The following is a 19,637-nucleotide window of genomic DNA, read 5'->3' on the forward strand; positions in this document are numbered from 1 at the left end:
CACACAGCGGTCCCCGGCCCGTCCCGGTCCGGCACCGACCGGGGCCGGTAGCGTGACGGGGTGCGCGAGACCACGGCGGTACGGGGAAAGGTCCAGCTCCGGCCGGTCCGGCCGGCCGGCTGGTGGTTCGACGCGCTGCTGCTCGCCGCGCTGGTCGGGATGACCGTGGCCCTCGCCAACGAGGGGCTCTTCGGCATCGACCGGGCGGTCGCCGACTGGTCGCAGGCGCACCGGCCGACGGCGGCGCACTGGACGGCGGTGATCCTCAACTACCTCGGTCAGGGCACCCCGTTGACGCTGATCGCCCTGGGGCTCGGGGTGCTGCTCGCGGTGCGGCTGAGATCCGTACGACCGGTGCTGCCGCCGGTGCTCGCCTTCGCGCTCAGCTACCTCACCATCGGCCCGCTCAAGGTGTGGACCGCCCGACCCGCGCCCAGCGCGAGCGTCAAGGATCCCTTCCTGCCCGCCGAGCAGACCCTCCCGTTGTTCCAGGACGAGTTGCCGCTGCGGTTCGCCCAGTCCTACCCGTCCGGCCACGTCGCGAACGCCATCGTCTGGTACGGCGTCATCGCGCTGCTGCTCGCCCCGCTGCTGCGCACGTACGGCCGCACGATGCCGCCCCGCCTGGTCGCCGTGGTGCGGGTCGTACCGCCGCTCGTGGTGCTCTGCACCACCACCTACCTGGGCTTTCACTGGCTGACCGACTCGGTCGCCGGGTTGCTGCTCGGCCTCGTCCTCGACCGGCTGCTGCACCGGGTGCCCTGGGACGAACTACCGTTGCCGGGCGCGCTGCGGGACTGGAACCGTCCGTTCATCTCCGCCCCATAGGGTCCCGCCGTGGATCAACTGGCGCGCCGGCTGGGCGCAGGGGACGCGGTGGTCATCGGCCTGGGCTCGATGCTCGGCGCGGGCGTCTTCGTGGTCTTCGCGCCCGCCGCGGCGGCGGCCGGCGGGGCCGGGCTGCTGGCGGCCCTCGTACTGGCCGGTCTCATCGCCTTTTGCAACGCCACCAGCTCGGCCCGGCTCGCGGCCCGCTACCCGGAGTCCGGCGGCACCTACGTGTACGGGCGGGAGCGGCTCGGCCCCTTCGCCGGGTTCCTGGCCGGCTGGGGCTTCGTGGTCGGCAAGACCGCGAGCTGCGCGGCGATGGCGCTGACCATCGGGGCGTACCTCTGGCCTGGGCAGGCGCGGCTCGTCGCCGTCGGCGCGGTGGCGGCGGTGACCGCCGTGAACCTGCGCGGCGTCGGCAAGACCGCGACCGCGACGAAGGCGCTGGTCGCCGTGGTGCTGGCGGTGCTGGCCCTGGTCGCGGTGGCGGGGGCGGTCGGCGGCGACGTCGCGCTGGACCGGCTCGGCGACCTCGGCGGCGGCGGGCGGGGCGTGCTCACCGCCGCCGGGCTGCTCTTCTTCGCCTTCGCCGGGTACGCCCGGATCGCCACCCTCGGCGAGGAGGTACGCGACCCGGAGCGGACCATCCCCCGGGCGGTCCCGCTGGCCCTCGGCGTGGTGCTGGCGGTCTACCTGGTGCTGGCGGTCGTGACCGTCGGCGTGCTCGGGGCCGACCGGCTGGCCGCATCCGCCGCGCCCCTGGCCGACGTGGTGACGGCCGCCGGGCTACCCGGGCTGGCGTGGCTGGTGCGGGCCGGGGCGACCGTGGCGGTGACCGGGGTGCTGCTCTCCCTGCTCGCCGGGGTGGGGCGCACGGCGCTGGCGATGGCCCGCCGGCGCGACCTGCCGGGGGCGCTGGCCGCCGTCCACCCGGTGCACCGGGTGCCGCACCGGGCCGAGCTGGCCGTGGCCGCCGTGGTGGTGGCGATCGTGCTGCTGGGCGACGTGCGCGACGCGATCGGCTTCTCCAGCTGCACCGTGCTGGTCTACTACGCGATCACCAACGCCGCCGCGCTGACGCTGGGTCGGGACCCGGGCCGGCGGCTGCCGGTTCGGGCGCTGGCCGTGCTGGGGCTGGTCGGCTGCCTGCTGCTCGCGGTCAACCTGCCGCCGGCCAGCGTGCTCGCCGGCGCCGCCGTGCTCGCCGCCGGCGCCCTCTGGTACGCCCTGCGCCCCCGCCGGGCCTGACGCCGCCGCCCCGACCGGCGCGACGGCGGGTCGGGTGCCGACCCGTCATTCCTCCGGCTGTCGGGGCGCGGGCGTGACCGGCTCCTCCGGCGGGGGTGGCACGGCCTCGCGGAGCAGGGCGTTCAGGCCGGCCCGCCGGGCCACCACCGTCAGCCGGTCACCCGCGACAATCACCAGGCGCGCGTCGGGCGCCCAGTCGGGGCGCTGGCCGGCCCGGGCGTGCGCCAGCAGGCGTACGCTCTCGGCCCGCCCGACGGCGGCGAGCGGCCGGCCGTCCAGCGCCGATCCGGCGGCGACGCTGACCTCGGTGACCAGCAGCGCGTGCCGACCGACCGGGATGGTGGCGATCACCGCGCGGTCCAGCAGCGCGGCGGCGAACGACGGCGCCGCGAGGTAGGACACGCTGCGCGAGACGCCGATGCCGAACGCCTGCTGGATGCGTTCGGCGAAGTGGCCGTCGAAGAGCCGCAGCACCACCTGGAGTTCCGGGTTGACGGCCCGGCCGATGAGCGCCGCCTGGAGGTTGGTCTCGTCGTCGGTGGAGACCACCACCAGCGCCTGGCAGCCGCCCACGGACGCCGACTGGAGGGTCTCCTCCAGCGCGGCGTCGCCCACGATCAGCGGTACGCCGAGCCGCCGGGCGAGCGCGCCACCGCGCGGCTCGGCCAGCTTGTCGATCGCCACCACCTCGACGCCGAAGTCGCAGAGCTGGGCCATCACGCGGGTGCCGACGTTGCCCAGCCCGACCACCACCACGTGCCCGGAGCGCTCCGGCTGGATGCGTCCGGAGTGCAGGGCCAGCCGGGCGTTGACGATGCCGTCGACCACCACGGCGGTGATCAGCGGGATCAGCGCCAGCCCGGCCAGGTTGAGCACCACCTGCATGACCTGCTCGGCGGCCGACTTGTCCGGGTTGGGGTCCTGCCCGGTCAGCGTGGTGACCAGCGTGAGGTAGAGCGAGTCGGCCCAGTCCTCGTGCGCGGCGTAGCCGTTGAGCCAGCCGAGCACCCCGATCACCGCCAGCAGCACGATCACGGCCACGCCGATCTTGCGGGTGGCGAAGCTGCGTACGGCGCGCAGCAGCACGGTCAGCGGCCGGCGCCGCCGCCGGGCGCGCCTCAGCCGGCGGGCGGCCAGCTCCGTACCGGGCGGCGTCCCGGTCGCCTCGGCGATCACCAGGTCGGCCACGCCCTCGTCGGCCGGCAGCAGCCGGACCTGCTGTGGGTCGCGGGTGTCGGCCACCCCGCAGACCACGTCGGTCGGGCGTACGTCGTCGCGGCGGGCCACGTAGAGGGTGCGCCCGCCGTGCCGGAAGTGGGTGGGTGCGACCTCGCCCAGGGCAGCGGCCACGAAGGCGGGGGCGGCCATGGAGGCGTCGGAGAGCACCGCCGAGTCGGGGAAGATCTGCCGCACCCCGTTGGCCAGGCTGGTGTTGAACATCCGCACCACCAGGCGCAGCCGGGGCTCGACCTCCTGCGCGCAGAGCGCGGCGTGCATGTTGCCGACGTCGTCCTGGTGCAGCAGGGCCAGCCCGTCGGCGCCGGCCAGCCCGGCCCGGCGGAAGGTGACCTCGTCCAGCCGGTCGGCGCGGACGACCTCGACGCCCTGGAGGTCGCGCCCGTCGGGCTCGTCGGAGCTGGGTCGCTCGGGCACGACCAGGGTGATCCGGACGCGGCCGGCCTGAAACTCGGTGGCGAGCAACGCGCGCACCACCCAGTAGGCGAGGGCGTCACGGCCACAGATCACGTAGTGCGCCCGCGCGTCCCCGTTGACCCGGAGCCGCCGACCGGCACGGCGCGCACGATCCAGCAGGGGCTCCGCCATGCGCCGCATAGTAGTCAGCCGGTCGCGGCGCGCGCAGCCCCGTGATCATGAACGCTGGTCACGTCGGCATGTCCCATCCGGGGACGGGTAGAGCACCGGCATGCAGACGTTCCTGCCGTACCCGGACTTCCTGGCCAGCGCGCGGACGCTGGACCAGAAGCGGCTGGGCAAGCAGCGGGTGGAGACCATCCAGGTGCTGCGGGGGCTGACCTGGCCCACGTACGGCTGGCGCAACCACCCGGCGGTCAAGATGTGGGCCGGGTACGAGGAGGCCCTCACCCGGTACGGGCTGGACGTCTGCGCGGTCTGGTGCGAGCCCGGGCGGGCCGACACCTGCGCGAACACGATGACCGCCGACCTCGCCGCCGCCTGCGGCCTGACCCGGGTGCGCACCCAGGCCGAGCTGGCCGGGGCCGGCGAGCTGCCGCCCTGGCTGGGCCGCGACGACCTGCACCTGAGCCACCGCTCGTCGCTGCTGCGCAAGGACCCCGGGCACTACGGCCCGATCTTCGGCGACGACGTCCCGACCGACCTGGAGTACGTCTGGCCCGCCTCGGACCGCGAGCGCCGCTGCCTGCCGCCGCCGACCTGAGTCGGGGCGCGTGAGGCGCCTGCGCTCGGGGAACGTTCCTCCCGACGGGTCACCGGGCAGACTGGAGACCCATCCGGCGGGAAGGTGCACATGGCGCTGTCGAAGGTGGTCGGTCGGCTCATCGGCGTACGCGAACACGAGGTGGACCCGGGCGGTGGCGGCGCCCCCCGCGTGCCGGGCCGGGTCGAGGCGGTGGTGGTCGGCGGCGGGATCGCCGGCATGTCGGCGGCGGTGGTGCTGGCCGAGCGCGGGGTGGCGGTGACCGTGCTGGAGGCCGCGCCGACGCTCGGCGGCCGGCTCGGGGCCTGGCCGGAGACGCTCGCCGACGGCACCCGGCAGATGAACGAGCACGGCTTCCACGCGTTCTTCCGGCAGTACTACAACTGGCGGTCGATCCTGCGCCGCGTCGACCCGGAGCTGGGCTTCCTCAAGCCGGTCCCGGGCTACCCGATCCTCAGCGAGCGGTGGCCGACCGAGGAGTTCGGCAGGCTGCCGCCCGCCCCGCCGGCGAACCTGCTGGCGCTGCTGCTGCGCAGCCCCAGCCTGCGCCTGGGCGACCTGCGCGGGATGGACCGGGACGCGGCGCTGCCGCTGCTCACCTACGATCCGGGGCGCACCTACGCCGAGTTCGACGACAGCACCGCCGACGCGCTGCTCACCTCGCTGCGGCTGCCGGACCGGGCCCGGGCGATGCTCTTCGAGGTCTTCTCCCACTCGTTCTTCAACCACGAGGCGGAGATGTCGGCGGCGGAGATGATCGCCCAGTTCCACTTCTACCTGCTGGGCAACCCGGAGGGGTTGGCCTTCGACTGCCCGGACGAGGACTACGCGACGGCGATCTGGGAGCCGCTGACGCGGCACGTGGAGAAGCACGGTGGCCGGGTGGTGACGGGCGCCGCCGCCACCGCCCTGGCCCGCGAGGGCGCCGGCTGGCGGGTGGCGACCGCGGACGGCACGTCGTACCCGGCCGGGCACGTGGTGCTCGCCGTCGACCCGCCCGCCCTGGCCGCGCTGGTAGCGGCCTCGCCCGGCCTGGCCGAGCACGCGCCCCGGCTGGCGGCGCGGATGCCCGCGTTCGGCCGGCCCGGCCCGCCGTACGCGGTGGCGCGCTACTGGTGCGACGGGGACGTCTCCGCCGACCGGGCGGTGTTCAGCGGGGTGTCCCGGCAGCCCACCCTGGATTCGGTGACCCTCTACCACCGGCTGGAGAACGAGTCCCGCCGCTGGGCCGAGCGCACCGGCGGCTCGGTCGTGGAGTTGCACGCGTACGCCTGCGACGCGGGCGTGCCCGCCGAGGAGCTGGCCGAACGGATGCGGGCCGAGCTGACCGCGCTCTGGCCGGAGGCGGCCCGGCTGCGGGTACGCGAGCTGCGCGCCCGGGTGGAGGCGCAGGCGCCCGCCTTCACGCCCGGCAGTCACGCCTGGCGGCCGGGGGTACGCACCGACGCCCACGGGCTCTACCTGGCCGGCGACGGCATTCGGACGGATTTCCCGAGCGCGCTGATGGAACGCTCGGCGGCGACCGGGATCGTCGCGGCCAACCACGTCCTGCGGGCCGAGGGCGGCGCGGCCGAGCCGGTGCGCTCGATCCGGCCCCGGGGCCTGCTCGCCGGACGGATATGAGCAGAAGGGGCAAATCGGCCGCTCGGCTGACCTAGGCTGACCGTCTGGGATGAGCCGGGAGGTCAGCGGGATGTCGCCGCGCACGGACGACGACCCGCTCGTCGCCGACGTGGCGCGGGACGACGCGTACCCGCTGATCAGGGACGAGCGGGCCTGCGTGGTGACCGCCCTGCGGCTCGGCTGGTGGATGGCCGACGCCTACCACCACGCGCAGACCGCCGAGCCGCGCGACCCCGGGGCCGACCGGCCGGCGGGCGCACCGGCGAAGCTGTCCAACCTGACCGAGATGCCGGGGCCGCGACGCCTCCAGATGTACCTGGACGGCGTGGACGTCGCCCTCGCCCGCATCGCCGAGCTGACCCGACGCGTCGGCCCCGCGCCCACCACCGCCGACGCGCGGGGCCGGGTGGCCGACGGCTCCGGCGACGCCCTGCTGCTCGCCCTCGACGACCTCAACGTGGAGCTGCTGCGCTGGACGATGGCCACCGACCAGCGGGTGGGGCTGGCGTACCGGCTGGGACGCTCGCTGGCCGACACCGTCCGCTACGGCGAGGCCGTCCGGCACGGCGACGCGGGACAGGTGGCGCGGCGCTTCGGCGGCCGGCAGTTCGAGATCGGCCGGTGGCTGGGCGAGCTGGCCAGCGTGCTGCCCCCGTACTCGGCCGCGGTGGTCCGCCGGTCCCTGTCGGCGTGGGCGTCGGCCGTCACCAGGGCGGGCGTGGGCGACCCGACCGAGGCGGGGCTGCCCGAGCTGGCCCGCGAGCTGCGCAACCAGGGCGAGTTGTGGCAGAGCGTGCTCACCGGCGGGCTGCACCCGAGGGACCTGCTGGACGAGGAGGACTACGCGATCGTCGCCCGGAACCTGATCGTCCGGGACCGGAAGCTGGTGGCGCAGGCCGTCCGGGGGATCTTCTGGCCGGTGCTCGTACCGCTGCTCGCCGTGCTGTTCGCCGTCGTGGGGGTGAGCGCGCTGGCCGCCGCCGGGTCCCCGGTGACCCGGGCCGCCGTGGCCCTGCTCGGGCTCGGCGCCGGGCTGGCCGCGATCTGGCGTACGGTCTCCGGGCCGGCGCTCGCGGTCGCCGCCGAGGTCAACCGGCCGCTGCTGGAGAGCGAGCTGACCGCCCGGATGGCCGTACGCGTCGACCGGCCCCTGGCCGCCGCGCGGGCCGCCGGCCGGGCCCGCCGCCAGCGCCGCCCCGACGGGCCGGGGCCTCGATCGAAATCCGTTGCCCCTCTCTCCCCCGCCGACCTACCGTGATCGCGCAAGGTCAACCACCGCCGCGGGAGCTGGTCATGTCGATGTCGCACGTCACCTGTGTGCCGTCGTCCCTGCCCACGCGTCCGGCGTCGCCGGCGAGCGGCGGCGGCCACCGCGCCGAACACCCCCTGGGCGGCCGGCCCGACTGACGCGTGCCCGCACGACGTCGAGCCGCCCGTCCGCATCCGGACCGGGCGGCTCTTTCGTCCTCCGGTCCGCCCAGCCCGTCACCGCCACGAAGGGAGACACCGGTGGACGCCGTCCTCGTCGTCAACGCCGACCTCGGCCCGCTGCACCGGGTCACCGTCCAGCACGCGATCCGGATGCTCTGCCGGCGGGTCGCCGAGATCCACGAGGCCGAGCCCGACCGGGTGATCGGGGTGTTCCCGGTCCCCCGGGTCGTGCGCCTGGTCCGCTACGTGGTGACCCGGTGGCGGTTCAGCACCGGCCCGGCCTGGTCGCGCGCCGGCGTGCTGCGCCGCGACGGGCGCTGCTGCGCGTACTGCGGGGGGCCGGCCGGCACCATCGACCACGTCCTGCCCCGCTCGCGCGGCGGCCGGAACACCTGGCGGAACACGACCGCCGCCTGCTACGGCTGCAACCAGCGCAAGGGCGACCGGACGCCGGCCGAGGCGGGCATGCCGCTGCGGCGCGAGCCGGTGGTGCCGACCTGGACGTCGCTGGCCGGGCGGTGACGGACCGGCCGGCGGGAACGGGGGGCCGCGTCGGGGGTACGCCCCTCGGCGCGGCACCCGCCGGCCCCTGTCCCGCCCCGGGGGCGGTGGACGGGGTCAGTGCCGGGCGGGCGGGGTCCAGCCGAAGCGGGCCGGGCGGCGCTCGTGGAAGGCCGCGACACCTTCACGGGCCTCGCCGCTGGCCCGGACCTGCCCGTGCCACCAGGCGATCCGGTCCTCGTCCGCCCGCCCGTCGACGATCTCCTTGGCGGCGGCGACGCTGAGCTGCGACCGGGCGACCACGGCGGCGGTCAGCTCGTCCACCCGGGCGGCGAGCCGGTCGCCCGGCAGCACCTCGTCGACCAGGCCCACCCGCAGCGCCCGCTCGGCGTCGATCAGCTCGGCGGTGAAGAGCAGGTGCTTCGCCGCGGCCGGGCCGACCAGCCGGGCCAGCCGGCGGGTGGTCGGCGCGGGATACACCAGACCCAGCCGTGCCGGCGGTACGCCGAAGCGGGCGTCGGCGGTGGCGACCCGCAGGTCGCAGGCGACGGCGAGCTGGCAGCCCCCGCCCACGCACGCGCCCCGCACGGCGGCGACGGTCGGCTTGGCGAAGGCGGCGAGCCGCTCCTCGGCGGCCACGGCGATGCTGGCGTCGCCGGCGTCCAGCAGCTCGTCCAGGTCGCCCAGGTCCGCCCCGGCGCAGAAGGTGTCCCCGGCGCCGGTGAGCACCAGCGCCCGCACGGCCGGGTCGGCCTCCAGCCCGTCGAGCAGCGCCGGCAGGCGCCGCCACATCGCGGTGGTCATCGCGTTGCGCCGGGCCGGGTTGCGGATCACCACCGTCGCCACCGGCCCGGTCACCTCGACGAGGAGTTCCGCGTCCGTCACCGTCACCACCCCTTCGACGTCCGTCCGGCCGCCGGAAGCGGCGACGCGTCGGTGCGGCGACCATAACGGCGCGGGCCCGGCGACCACCCTGGCGGGGTGGTCGCCGGGCCCGGCGACGGTACGACTACGTCAGGAGACGTTGAGCGCGGTGTCGTCCACGACGAACGACGTCTGGAGCGACGCGTCCTCGACGCCGGTGAACTTCAGGGTCACGGTCTGCCCCTTGTACGCGGCCAGCGAGAACGACTTCTGGCTGTACCCGGTGGCCTTGTTCAGGTTCGAGTACGTGGCGAGGGTCGCCAGCACCGTCCCGGAGGAGTTGAGCACCTGCACCCGCAGCGTGTCGTACGCGGTGCTGCCGGTGGTCTCCGCCGAGTCGATGTGCAGCCAGAAGCTGAAGTTGTACGACGTGCACCCGGCCGGCAGGCTCACCGACTGGGCGAGCGTGTCGGTGCGGCTGCGGCCGTACCCGTTCAGCCACGCGCTCCACGTGCCGGTGCGGGCCGGCTGCGCGGTGCCGTGCTGGCCGATGACGCCCGAGGTCTGCGTCCAGGTGGTGGCCCCGGACTCGAAGCCGGCGTTGCCGAGCTTCTGACCCGGGCTCGTGCAGCCGCCACCGGTGCCGTTGACGGTCAGCGTGTAGGTGGCGCTGCGGGTGACCGAGCCGGCACCGTTCACGGTCACCGTGTAGGTGCCCGGCGCCGTGGCGGCCGTGGTGGCGACGGTGAGGGTCGAGGAGCCGCCCGAGGTCACCGAGGCCGGGCTGAACGAGGCGGTCGCCCCGCCCGGCAGGCCGGATGCCGACAGCGTCACGGTCTGCGCCGAGCCGCTGGTGGTGGCGGTCGCCACGGTGGTGGAGACCGAGCCGCCCGGGTTCACCGCGCCGGAGGTCGGCGAGAGCGAGACCGAGAAGTCGTTGCCGGTCGAGCACGGCGCGTCGTTGCCGGCCACGTTCACCGCGGTCCAGGCCGCCTGGACGGTCCGGTACTCGGTGGAGCAGCTGCCGTACAGGTCGGTGGCGGCGCGCAGGGTGTACGCCCGGGCGGTGTTCGCCGGGTTGCTGGTGTTGACGTACGAGGTGTTGGAGGTGAAGTACGCGTCCAGCGCCCGCCACCAGATCTTCTCGGCCTTGACGCGGCCGATGCCGGTCACCGCCGGGGCGGAGCCGCAGATCGGCGAGGTGCCGTACGGGGTGGCCCCGGTGCCCTCGGCAAGGTTGAAGAAGAAGTGGTTGGCCACGCCGGACGAGTAGTGCACGTCCTTGTTCTTCGTGGAGGTGGACCAGCAGCTGTCGCCGGAGCCGTCCAGGGCCGGGTTGTACATGTAGCGCAGCGGCGTACCGTCGCCGTTGATGTTGATCTTCTCGCCGACCTGGTAGTCGCCCGGGTCGGCGGGGCTGTTGGCGTAGAACTCGACCATGTTGCCGAAGATGTCGCTGGTGGCCTCGTTGAGGCCGCCGGACTCGCCGGAGTAGGTCAGGCCGCCGGGCACCACGTTCTCGGTGACGCCGTGGCTCATCTCGTGGGCGGCCACGTCGATGGAGACCAGCGGCCGGGAGTTGCCGCTGCCGTCGCCGTACGTCATCCGGGAGCCGTCCCAGAAGGCGTTGACGTAGTTGTTGCCGTAGTGCACCCGGCTGGGCACGCCCCGGCCGTCGCCGAAGATGCCGTTGCGCCCGTGCACGTTCTTGAAGTAGTCGTACGTCTTGGCGGCACCGTAGTGCGCGTCCACGGCGGCGGACTGCCGGTTGGAGGTGGCGCCGGTGCCCCAGGTGTTGTCGGCGTCGGTGATCGTGGTGCAGGTCGACGTGCCGTTGTTCATGTCGCACGTGGAGCCGTTGCCGCGCAGCGGGTCGATCATCTGGTACGTGCTGCCGGAGAGCGTGGTGTCCACGGTGACGGCGCCCGAGTAGACGCTGTTGCCCGTGCCGGCGACGGCCTCGATCTCGTCGTACGAGCCGATGACCTTGCCGGTGGTGGCGTCGGTGACGACGTGGAACCGCGACGGGGTCTGCCCGTCCGGGTGCCAGCCGGTGACGACGGTTTCCCAGGCCAGCCGGCCCTTGCCGGAGCTGGCGTCGACGAAGAGCTCCGGGGTGCCCACGGCGGTGAGCGTGCCGGAGAACTCGGCGCGGGCGGCCTTCTTCGCCACCGCGGCGGGAACCCTGGCCGTGGTGGGCAGGGTCAGCGGGGCGTCCAGACCGACCGAGGAGCCGGCGTAGCCGCCGTTCGGGGTCGTGTGGATGACGAAGTCACCGCCGTACACCCGCAGGCCCTGGTAGGTCCGGGTGTAGCGGGTGTGCGCGGCGCCGTTGGCGTCCACCTTGGTGCTGTGCACCTGGTACGCCTCGGCGCCGGTGCCCTGGACGGCACCGGGGTTGGCGCGCAGGACGCTCGCCGCGGCGGCGGCGGGCCCGCCCGGGGCGGGGGCGGTGGGGGGTGCCGCGAGCGCCGGGGTGGCGACGCCGGTCAGCAGGCCGCTGGTGAGCAGGGCCGTACCGACGGCGGCAAGGGGTCTTTTCACGTGCCCTCCTGAACGGGGGTATGCGCGACAGGGATAGTCACGCATGTAGATATAACGATGTGACGACCCAAAAGAGAAGGGGTGATCCGAATTCCGTCCGGGACATTGACCGTTCGGTGGAACCGGAGCCGGTGGGAACCGCGCCGCCGCGCCGCGCGTCCGAGCGGCATGAGATCAGCTTCGATGGCCGGCGTCAAGGTCGCGCTGGTGGCGGCGGTCCTGGCCGGCTGCACGACGACCACGCCGCCGGACCGGACCACGCCGCCCGCGACCGACCGCCCGGCGGCCGGTACGACGGCCCCACCGCCCGCCGAGCCGACGCCGGCGCGCGTCGTGCTGACCCGCTCGGGCGGGATCGCCGGGCGCGGCGACACGGTGACCGTGGAGCCCGACGGGCGGTGGAGCGTCGTCGACCGCGCCGGGTCGCGGCGTACCGGCCGGCTCTCCGGCGCGGACCTGGACCGGCTGCGCCGGCTCGTCGCCGACCCCGCGCTCGCCGCCGAGGCGGGCCGCCCGTCGGCTCCGACGGCCTGCCGGGACGCCTTCAGCTACCGGCTCACCGTCGGAACGATGGAGACCGGGTACGTGGACTGCCCGACCGACGGCGGCGCGCCGGCGACGGCCCGCGCGGTGGTGGAGCTGCTGGTCGGAGCCACCGGCTGAGGGCCGCACCGCCGTCGCCCCGTTGCACGAGCCGTTGACGCCGGGCGGCGGGCGACCCGGCGCGCAATTGCAACGCAACGTCGCGTTGCGTTAACGTCGACGCATGACCACCACCGCGCTCACCCCGCACGCCGACCCGGCGGGCCCGGCCACCGGCAACCCCGCCGCCCCCGGTCGCCCACCGGCGCTGCCCGACGGCGCCGGCGCGCTCGTCGGGCAGGTGCGCGGCACCGGGCCCGCGTTCAGCGCCACCTCGCCGCTGAACGGCGCCCGGACGGTGGACGTGGCGTCGAGCACCCCCGCCGACGTCGACGGCGCCTTCGCCGACGCGCGGGCCGCCCAGCGCCCCTGGGCCGGCCTGCCCGTCGCCCACCGGGCCGCCGTCCTGCTCCGGCTGCACGACCTGGTGCTCGACCGGCAGACCGAGGGGCTCGACCTGATCCAGTCGGAGGCCGGCAAGGCCCGCCGGCACGCGGTCGAGGAGGTCCTCGACGTCGCCATCAACGCCCGCTACTACGCGCGCGCCGCCACCCGGCTGCTGCGCCCCCGCCGCCGGGCCGGGGCGCTGCCGGTGCTCACCCGCACCCGGGAGCTGCGCTTCCCGGTGGGCGTGGTCGGCGTCGTCTCGCCCTGGAACTACCCGCTCTCGCTGGCCGCCTCCGAGGTGCTGCCCGCCCTGGCGGCCGGCAACGCGGTGGTGCACCGGCCCGACCCCGCGAGCATGCTCAGCGCGCTGTGGCTGCGGGCCCTCGCCGTCGAGGCGGGGCTGCCCCCGGCGCTCTGGCAGATCGTCGCCGGCGAGGGCGCCGACGTCGGGCCGCTGGTCACCGAGCGGGCCGACCTGGTCTGCTTCACCGGCTCCACCCGGGTCGGCCGCGAGGTCGCCGCCCAGGCCGCGCGCCGGCTGGTCCCGTCGTCGCTGGAGCTGGGCGGCAAGAACCCGCTGCTCGTGCTCGACGACGCCGACCTGGACCGGGCGGTCGAGGGCGCGATCCGGGCCTGCTTCGCCAGCGCCGGCCAGCTCTGCGTCTCCGCCGAACGCGTCTACGTCGCCGACCCGCTGCACGACGAGTTCCTGCGCCGCTTCGTTATGCGCACCGCGACGCTGCGGCTGGGCGTCGGCGGCGACTTCGAGGCCGACCTCGGCTCGCTGGCCTCCGCGCGGCAGCTCGACACCGTCGCCGCGCACGTCGCCGACGCCGTCGAGCGGGGTGCCACCCTGCACACCGGTGGCCGGCACCGCCCCGACATCGGCCCGTACGTCTTCGAACCGGCCGTGCTCACCGGCGTCGCCCCCGGCATGCGGATGTACGCCGAGGAGACCTTCGGCCCGGTCGTCGCCGTGTACCGCTTCCGCACCGACGACGAGGCGGTGGCCCTGGCCAACGACACCGCGTACGGGCTGAACGCCAGCGTGTTCAGCGGCTCCGGGGCACGCGGCGAGGCGGTCGCGGCGCGGATCGACGCGGGCGCCGTCAACGTCAACGACGGCTACAGCGCCGTCTGGGGCAGCGTCGACGCCCCCATGGGCGGCTGGAAGGACTCCGGGCTGGGCGGCCGGCACGGCGCCGACGGGCTGCTCCGGTTCACCCGGGTCAAGACCGTCGCCCGGCAGCGCGGGCTGGACCTGGCCCCCGCGTACCACCGGCCGGGGGCACACAGCGCGGCCTGGACCCGGCGGATGACCGCGGCGCTGCGCCTGCTGCGCCGCACCGGGCTGTGACCGTGACCGGCGGGCCGGCGGCCGTCCGGGGGCCGCGCGGCGCGGGGGCGATCCACGCGGCCGTGCTGGACCTGCTGGAGGCCGAGGGGTACGCCGGGCTGACCATCGAGGGGGTGGCCCGCCGCTCCGGGGTCAACAAGACCACCCTCTACCGGTGGTGGCCGTCGAAGCCCTCGCTCGTCGCGGCGACGTTCCGGCACGCCATCGCCCGGGACCTGCCGGTGCCGGACACCGGCACGCTGCGCGGCGACCTGACCGCCCTGCTCAGGTCGAAGGCCGCGTTCTTCGCCGACGGGCCGGGGCGCCTCGCCGCCGACGTGCTCGCGCACACCGGCGCCGACGCGGAGCTGGGGCGGCTCGCCGACGAACTGCTCGGCCAGCACTGCGCGCACGTCGCCGAGCTGACCGGGCGGGCCCGCGCGCGGGGCGAGCTGACCGGGCCGGTGGACGACGCCCTCCTGGCCGACCTGCTGCTCGGGCCGGTCTGGCTGCGGGCGGTGGTCACGCACCGCCCGCTGCCCCCCGCCGACGCCGCCGCCCTGGTCGACACCCTGCTCGCCGGCCTGCCGACCGAACGGGGTCGGCAGCGGTAGTCCTCCGGCGAGGCCGGTGTCGCGCAGTCCGGGGCGGCAGGTGCGCGCCACGTCGCCGACGGCCACCAGTGCCGGGGGCCACGGTAGGGACACGGCCGCCGCCAGGTGAGGCCTTGGGAAGAGCCGGCCGACCCGGCGGTCACCCGCGCCGTCTGGAGTCTGATGCTGTCGGGGCCGTCTCACGGTGATCCATGAGACGACCCCGACAGTTCTCATCGGTCGTTCTCCTGCGGTGCAGCGTCTGACTCGCCTCTGTGCTCCTCAGACCGCCCCGCGTCGCCCGTCAGACTCGGGTGATCCAGTAGAGCAGGTAGGGACCGCAGGTCACCGGGTCCGTCTGCGATCGAGTGACCACCCAACCTGCGGGCACCTGGGTGGCGGAACAGATGTGCATCCCGTTGTAGAGGTTGCTCGTGACCCAGTAGCTCAGGTGAGGCCCGCAGCTGACCGGGTTCGTCTGCGCCTGGGTGGCCACCCAGCCGGCGGGCACGCGAGTGGCGGAACAGATGTGCATCCCGTTGTAGAGGTTGCTCGTGACCCAGTAGCTCAGGTGAGGCCCGCAGCTGACCGGGTTCGTCTGCGCCTGGGTGGCCACCCAGCCGGCGGGCACGCGAGTGGCGGAACAGATGTGCATCCCGTTGTAGAGATCGTTGGTGATCCAGTAGTGCAGGTGGGAACCGCAGCTGGCCGGGTCCCTCTGCGCCTGGGTGACCACCCAGCCTGCGGGGACCGGCGTGGCCGAGCACATCGTGGTGGTGGCTGCCTGTGCGGGGCTGGAAACCGCGAGAGAGAGGCCGAGGCTGGCCGCGGCGAGCGCCACCGCCATCAGAATTCGGTGCACAAGTCTCAGGTGCCTCTTCGGATGCTGGCCCGTCTTCATCGACTCTCCTTCAGTGCGGATGGATTCTGCCCACTGCAAACGGCTATGACTGCAGCGAATGGGCTGGGAACGAGCCCGGCCGCATCAGCGGCCCGGCTGACAGGACTCGCCGTCCCGCCGGGGCAGCGCGACCCGTCACGTGAATTGGATCAGCAACCGGCTGGGGCTGGGGACTACCAACTGGTTTCGTCGCCCATACCAAAACCGACGACCGCCGCCGACGCCACTCGGAGCGGCCGCGCTTGAGGCACCCAACGGTAGATCAGTCCATCAATACGTGGTCATATCACTATTTTTATTCCTACGCGCCATTGCTGATCGGCGGCAATGGATCAGGAAATGCCGAGTCCTGCGACTGCGAACACCAATTAGCGCCCATTCAGTCGCTGTACGTGTCGGCCGCCGTCGGCCTGCCCGATTCCACCAGTCCATCGCGGAAGTTGGTATTACCGATCACGCGCACCGGCCATACCATCTGAACTCGTGGAGACGGTAGATCTTCGACTTCTGCTGGGTGTCGCCGACGGCGACGACTGCCCCGCCCTCGCCGCCTCGCTCGGCCTCAGCGAATCCGCGGTGCGGAAGCGCCTCCGGCGATTGACCGGTCCCGAGGAGACGGCCTGGCTGCGACAGACGGGACGAAGTCACCACCTGACCGAGCAGGGAAGGGCCGTGTTGGGCCCGGCCAGCCAGGCGGTGGCCGCATCGCAGGAGATCGCGCGGCTCCTCGGCGTCGAGTCCCTTTCGACGCGGCACGTCCGGGTGGTCACCACGATCGCCGCGACCGGCTCGATCGGCAGCGCTGCCGGCCAACTGAGGATTCCGCAGCCTTCGCTCAGTGCGCAGTTGACGCGGATCGAACGGCGCTGGCAGGTCACCCTGTTCGAGCGCACCCGAAGCGGTGTCGAGCCCGCCCCGAGACTCGTCGAACTGCTGCCACACCTGCGCCTGCTGGAACGGACGCTGTCCTGCCTCGCCGCGCCGGCCATAGCCGAGGAAGCTTCGGTGACCCCAGGCAACCTGCAGTTGGCCAGCGAATTCGGCTTCCACGGGCTCATCGACGCGCTCCGCGACGATGCTCAGGTCGACGTGCGGCAACACATCATCGACATCCCCGGTCCGGGCTGGGCGCCGACCATGCTCGCCGCCGACATCTGCCTGTACGCCGATCTTCCGTTCGTCAGTCTGGCCGTCCCGCCTGGACGGGACAGGGCCGTCGCGTTCGAGGATCCTGCCCATGTCCTGATGCCACCCGGTGCCGATGGCGGCCGGACCACGGTGGGCCTGCGCGAGTTGGCCGACTACGACTGGATCACTGGTCCGCCAGGCAGCCGCAACCACCAGTCCGTACTCCTGCTCTGCCGGTCGATGGGATTCGACCCGCGGATCCGGTTCACCGCCCTCAACGGGCCCAGCGGCCGCCGCATCATCGAAGATGGTGGAGCGGTGGCCCTCACCGGCGCGACCCTGGTCCCCAGTGGCGCGCTACGCGCCGTCCGACTCGCAGAGGACGTCCGGGTGCGGATGACCGTCGGATGGCGGCGAGGCAGCACCGCTACCGCGACGGCTCAGTGGATCGTGCGCTGGCTGCGCGACGGTCAGATCCGGCGACTGGCGGAGCTACGCCCGGACCTGCTCGCCGAGATGCGTGCCGATCCGGTCAGCTGGCCCGCCTTCGCCGAAGCGCGACCCGACTGTCAGTGACGACCGGAGAACCTGCCGCCCGCGCTCCTGGAGACCAACGTGGACACGATCGACCTGCGGCTGCTGCTGGGCGTCGCCGACGGGCTCGATTGCCCGGTCCTCGCCGGCCGACTCGGTCTGAGTGAGACCGCCGTCCGCAAGCGGCTACGCCGGCTGGCCGGTTCCGCCGGAGTGTCGTGCCTGCACCGGACCGGGACGGAGTACCACCTGACCGGCCAGGGGCAGGCAGCGTTGGGATCGGTCAGTCAGGCGACGGCCGCTGCCGAGACGATCGCGGCCCTGATCGGCGTCGACGTCGTGGCCATGCGGCACGTTCGGCTGGTGACCTCGGTCGCCGCAACCGGATCGATCAGCGGAGCGGCCCGCCAACTCGGGCTGCCCCAGCCGGCGGTTAGTGCCCAGCTGACACGGATCGAGCGGCGCTGGGGCACCCTGTTCGACAGGACTCCCAGGGGAGTGTCCGCCAGCCCACTACTCGTCCAGTTGCTGCCACACCTGCAGAGGCTGGAGAAGGAGATGTCCCGGCTGTCCGGGACGACCATGGCCGACGACACGACGATGGTCCCGGCTGGCCTGACGGTGGCCAGTGAGTTCGGTTTCACCGGGCTGGTCGACGCGCTGCGCGACGGCGGCTTGGCCAACGTACGACAGCACGTCGTCACCATTCCCGGCCCGAACTGGACACCGGCGATGCTCGCCGCGGACATCTGCGTGTACGCGGACCTGCCCCTCGCCGGCCTTGCCACGCCCGCCGGGTGGGACACGATCGTCGCCTTCGAGGACCCGGCATACGTCCTGCTACCCGAGGATGCGGGTGCCGACCGGACGACCATCGCACTGCGCGAGTTGGCGGAGCACGACTGGCTCACCGGGCCTGCCGGCACCCGCAACCAGCGGTCGGTCCTCGCCGTCTGTCAAGCCGCGGGCTTCGTACCCCGGATCCGCTTCACCGCCCCCAACGGGCCCAGTGGTCGCCACATCCTGAAGGACGGCGTAGCGGTCGCCCTCACCACCGCCACCCTCGTGCCTCCCGGCGAGTTGCACACCGTCCGGCTGGCAGAGGACCTCCGGGTCGCCTTGACCGTCGCGTGGCGGCGTGGCGGACCGGCCGCGCCGACCGCCGCGTGGTTGGCGCGGTGGCTGCGTGACCGACACGTCGGGCAGTTGGCCGAACGCCGCCCGGACCTGCTCGCCGCCCTACGCGCCGACCCCTCCCGCTGGCCCGGCTACGCCCCGACGTGAGTCGGGGGCCCCGTCGGTAGGCGCCCACCGGCGGCACGCTCCCGATCCGGGTCCCCCGCCGCGAGGGTCAGCCCTTGGGGAACATCTGGCCGATACGGATCCTGTTACCGAACGGGTCGCGGATGCCGAAGTCGATCCCGTACGGGCGCTCCATCGGCTCGTCGGTGATCTCGACGCCCTTGGCGACGAGGTCCTCGTACGTCTTGTGCGCGTCGTCGGTGGTCATGAAGAGGTAGCCGCCCAGCGCGCCCTTGGTGAGCAGATCCCGGACCTGCTCGGCGGTGGCCGGGTCCAGCGCCGGCGGGCCCGGCTTCTCCAGCAGGATCTCGCGCTCCGGGTCGCCGGGCAGGTTCACCGTCAGCCAGCGCATGAAGCCGAGGTCCTGGTCGGTGTTGACCTCCAGGCCGAGCTTGCCGACATAGAAGTCGAGGGCCTCGTCCTGGTCGAGCACGTAGATCTGGGAGCGGCTGATCGCGTTCATCGTCATGCTGGAGACGCTACGGGGCTCCCCTGACCTGCTGCTTATCCAAAACTGACGTCTGCTGCCCGAAGCTGCTGGGCCGGGTCCACGCCTTGGTGAAGCACACCGGCACGGCGGCGACCGGCGCCTTGCGGCGGCGGTACTCCGACGGCGACTCCCCGACGATCTGCCGGAACGTGCGGCTGAACGTGCCCAGGCTGGAGAAGCCGACCGCGTAGCAGACGTCGGTGACGTCCCGGTCGGTGTGCAGCAGCAGGTACATGGCCCGCTCCACCCGCCGCCGCTGGAGGTAGCGGTGCGGGGTCTCGCCGAAGGTCGCCCGGAAGGTGCGGATGAAGTGCGCCTCGGAGACGTACGCGATCCGGGCCAGGGCGGGGATGTCCAGCGGCCGGTCGTACGCGCGGTCCATGGCGTCCCGGGCGCGCAGCATGGCCCGGTTCGACTCCTCCGTCGCCCTGCTCACGCCGTCCAGCATAGGGTGCGCACCACGCCGGGCCGGCTACTCCGGCACGGACGCCAGGATGGCGTCGAGACCCCGGTCGAACAGCTCGTCGGCAGCTTCAGCAGGGACACCCGCCGTGCCGCTGACTGCACGGGCGGCCCTCTCCGCGCACTTCCCTGATGAGCATCCGGTCGGATGCCGGGTTGGAGGCTGAGGGTGTCCGACATGTCGAACGGCGACACGAAGCAGCTCGTCGCGGAGGAGCGGGACGACGACCTCCCAACCTCAGCGGGGCGGGCCTGCCCGAAGGCCGTCGGAGCCCACGGACATCCAGCCACGCCCGCCCGGCGCGAAGTGCTGATGAAATTTGGAGCCCCCGGCCGGGATCGAACCGGCGACATCTCGCTTACAAGGCGAGTGCTCTGGCCAGCTGAGCTACAGGGGCGTGTGGTGC

At 73.8% G+C, this 19,637-nt stretch carries 17 protein-coding genes and 1 tRNA gene; 11 read left to right on the forward strand and 7 right to left on the reverse strand.

Annotated features, from left to right (window positions below; all coding sequences use genetic code 11):
• Positions 1–60: 60 nt before the first annotated feature.
• Together CLT72_RS19280 and CLT72_RS19285 are read left to right on the forward strand one after the other, a co-directional pair.
• Complete coding sequence (locus CLT72_RS19280; protein WP_101412988.1) at positions 61–828, forward strand: phosphatase PAP2 family protein; 768 nt, start codon at positions 61–63, stop codon at positions 826–828.
• Between the two features lie 9 nt (positions 829–837).
• On the forward strand, positions 838–2,076 hold the full coding sequence (locus CLT72_RS19285) for an APC family permease (protein WP_088998113.1): 1,239 nt from the start codon (positions 838–840) through the stop codon (positions 2,074–2,076).
• 45 nt (positions 2,077–2,121) lie between these two features.
• On the opposite strand, the gene CLT72_RS19290 is transcribed toward CLT72_RS19285, so the two are convergent.
• Positions 2,122–3,900 (reverse strand): potassium channel family protein, encoded by a 1,779-nt coding sequence (locus tag CLT72_RS19290; protein ID WP_486484281.1) that lies wholly within the window; start codon positions 3,898–3,900, stop codon positions 2,122–2,124.
• A gap of 100 nt (positions 3,901–4,000) precedes the next feature.
• On the opposite strand from CLT72_RS19290, the gene CLT72_RS19295 reads away from it, so the two are divergent.
• From CLT72_RS19295 to CLT72_RS19310, 4 genes are all read left to right on the forward strand, one after another.
• The gene (locus CLT72_RS19295; protein ID WP_101412990.1) at positions 4,001–4,492 is read left to right on the forward strand and encodes an MSMEG_6728 family protein; all 492 of its coding nucleotides are present in this window, start codon (positions 4,001–4,003) and stop codon (positions 4,490–4,492) included.
• Positions 4,493–4,582: 90 nt separating this feature from the next.
• Positions 4,583–6,115 (forward strand): FAD-dependent oxidoreductase, encoded by a 1,533-nt coding sequence (locus tag CLT72_RS19300; RefSeq protein WP_101412991.1) that lies wholly within the window; start codon positions 4,583–4,585, stop codon positions 6,113–6,115.
• Between the two features lie 49 nt (positions 6,116–6,164).
• On the forward strand, positions 6,165–7,373 hold the full coding sequence (locus tag CLT72_RS19305) for a hypothetical protein (RefSeq protein WP_486484282.1): 1,209 nt from the start codon (positions 6,165–6,167) through the stop codon (positions 7,371–7,373).
• Positions 7,374–7,624: 251 nt separating this feature from the next.
• A complete protein-coding gene (locus tag CLT72_RS19310; protein WP_101412993.1) occupies positions 7,625–8,068 on the forward strand; it encodes an HNH endonuclease in 444 nt (147 codons plus the stop codon).
• A 96-nt stretch (positions 8,069–8,164) separates the two neighbouring features.
• On the opposite strand, the gene CLT72_RS19315 is transcribed toward CLT72_RS19310, so the two are convergent.
• A complete protein-coding gene (locus CLT72_RS19315) occupies positions 8,165–8,938 on the reverse strand; it encodes an enoyl-CoA hydratase/isomerase family protein (protein WP_101415264.1) in 774 nt (257 codons plus the stop codon).
• Between the two features lie 123 nt (positions 8,939–9,061).
• The gene (locus CLT72_RS19320; RefSeq protein WP_101412994.1) at positions 9,062–11,455 is read right to left on the reverse strand and encodes a M4 family metallopeptidase; all 2,394 of its coding nucleotides are present in this window, start codon (positions 11,453–11,455) and stop codon (positions 9,062–9,064) included.
• 183 nt (positions 11,456–11,638) lie between these two features.
• On the opposite strand from CLT72_RS19320, the gene CLT72_RS19325 reads away from it, so the two are divergent.
• The 3 genes from CLT72_RS19325 (at position 11,639) to CLT72_RS19335 (ending at position 14,434) form a co-directional block, all read left to right on the forward strand.
• A complete protein-coding gene (locus CLT72_RS19325; RefSeq protein WP_101412995.1) occupies positions 11,639–12,118 on the forward strand; it encodes a protealysin inhibitor emfourin in 480 nt (159 codons plus the stop codon).
• A 103-nt stretch (positions 12,119–12,221) separates the two neighbouring features.
• Complete coding sequence (locus CLT72_RS19330; protein WP_101412996.1) at positions 12,222–13,841, forward strand: succinic semialdehyde dehydrogenase; 1,620 nt, start codon at positions 12,222–12,224, stop codon at positions 13,839–13,841.
• A 2-nt stretch (positions 13,842–13,843) separates the two neighbouring features.
• A complete protein-coding gene (locus tag CLT72_RS19335; protein WP_158242043.1) occupies positions 13,844–14,434 on the forward strand; it encodes a TetR/AcrR family transcriptional regulator in 591 nt (196 codons plus the stop codon).
• Positions 14,435–14,717: 283 nt separating this feature from the next.
• Here the strand turns inward: CLT72_RS19335 and CLT72_RS19340 are convergent, their stop codons facing one another.
• Positions 14,718–15,314, reverse strand: a complete 597-nt coding sequence (locus tag CLT72_RS19340; RefSeq protein WP_101412997.1) for a hypothetical protein — start codon at positions 15,312–15,314, stop codon at positions 14,718–14,720.
• A 483-nt stretch (positions 15,315–15,797) separates the two neighbouring features.
• On the opposite strand from CLT72_RS19340, the gene CLT72_RS19345 reads away from it, so the two are divergent.
• Both CLT72_RS19345 and CLT72_RS19350 read left to right on the forward strand, forming a co-directional pair.
• The gene (locus CLT72_RS19345; RefSeq protein WP_101412998.1) at positions 15,798–17,018 is read left to right on the forward strand and encodes a LysR family transcriptional regulator; all 1,221 of its coding nucleotides are present in this window, start codon (positions 15,798–15,800) and stop codon (positions 17,016–17,018) included.
• 39 nt (positions 17,019–17,057) lie between these two features.
• Positions 17,058–18,260: a LysR family transcriptional regulator gene (locus CLT72_RS19350; protein WP_101412999.1), complete on the forward strand. Its 1,203-nt coding sequence runs from the start codon at positions 17,058–17,060 to the stop codon at positions 18,258–18,260.
• Between the two features lie 67 nt (positions 18,261–18,327).
• Here the strand turns inward: CLT72_RS19350 and CLT72_RS19355 are convergent, their stop codons facing one another.
• From CLT72_RS19355 to CLT72_RS19365, 3 genes are all read right to left on the reverse strand, one after another.
• The gene (locus CLT72_RS19355) at positions 18,328–18,747 is read right to left on the reverse strand and encodes a VOC family protein (RefSeq protein ID WP_101413000.1); all 420 of its coding nucleotides are present in this window, start codon (positions 18,745–18,747) and stop codon (positions 18,328–18,330) included.
• 10 nt (positions 18,748–18,757) lie between these two features.
• Positions 18,758–19,204 carry a helix-turn-helix domain-containing protein gene (locus CLT72_RS19360; RefSeq protein WP_199184601.1) on the reverse strand — a complete coding sequence of 149 codons (447 nt, stop codon included), beginning with the start codon at positions 19,202–19,204 and terminating at the stop codon, positions 18,758–18,760.
• Between the two features lie 347 nt (positions 19,205–19,551).
• Positions 19,552–19,628, reverse strand: a tRNA-Thr gene (locus CLT72_RS19365).
• Between the last annotated feature and the right edge of the window lie 9 nt (positions 19,629–19,637).

Source organism: Micromonospora sp. CNZ309 (assembly GCF_002846525.1).

Excerpts from the sequence above, each read along its gene's own strand:
- CLT72_RS19290 (WP_486484281.1), bottom strand. The coding sequence starts at position 3,900 with ATGGCGGAGCCCCTGCTGGATCGTGCGCGCCGTGCCGGTCGGCGGCTC.
- CLT72_RS19295 (WP_101412990.1), top strand. The coding sequence starts at position 4,001 with ATGCAGACGTTCCTGCCGTACCCGGACTTCCTGGCCAGCGCGCGGACG.
- CLT72_RS19300 (WP_101412991.1), top strand. The coding sequence starts at position 4,583 with ATGGCGCTGTCGAAGGTGGTCGGTCGGCTCATCGGCGTACGCGAACAC.
- CLT72_RS19305 (WP_486484282.1), top strand. The coding sequence starts at position 6,165 with ATGAGCCGGGAGGTCAGCGGGATGTCGCCGCGCACGGACGACGACCCG.
- CLT72_RS19325 (WP_101412995.1), top strand. The coding sequence starts at position 11,639 with ATGGCCGGCGTCAAGGTCGCGCTGGTGGCGGCGGTCCTGGCCGGCTGC.
- CLT72_RS19330 (WP_101412996.1), top strand. The coding sequence starts at position 12,222 with ATGACCACCACCGCGCTCACCCCGCACGCCGACCCGGCGGGCCCGGCC.
- CLT72_RS19340 (WP_101412997.1), bottom strand. The coding sequence starts at position 15,314 with ATGAAGACGGGCCAGCATCCGAAGAGGCACCTGAGACTTGTGCACCGA.
- CLT72_RS19355 (WP_101413000.1), bottom strand. The coding sequence starts at position 18,747 with ATGACGATGAACGCGATCAGCCGCTCCCAGATCTACGTGCTCGACCAG.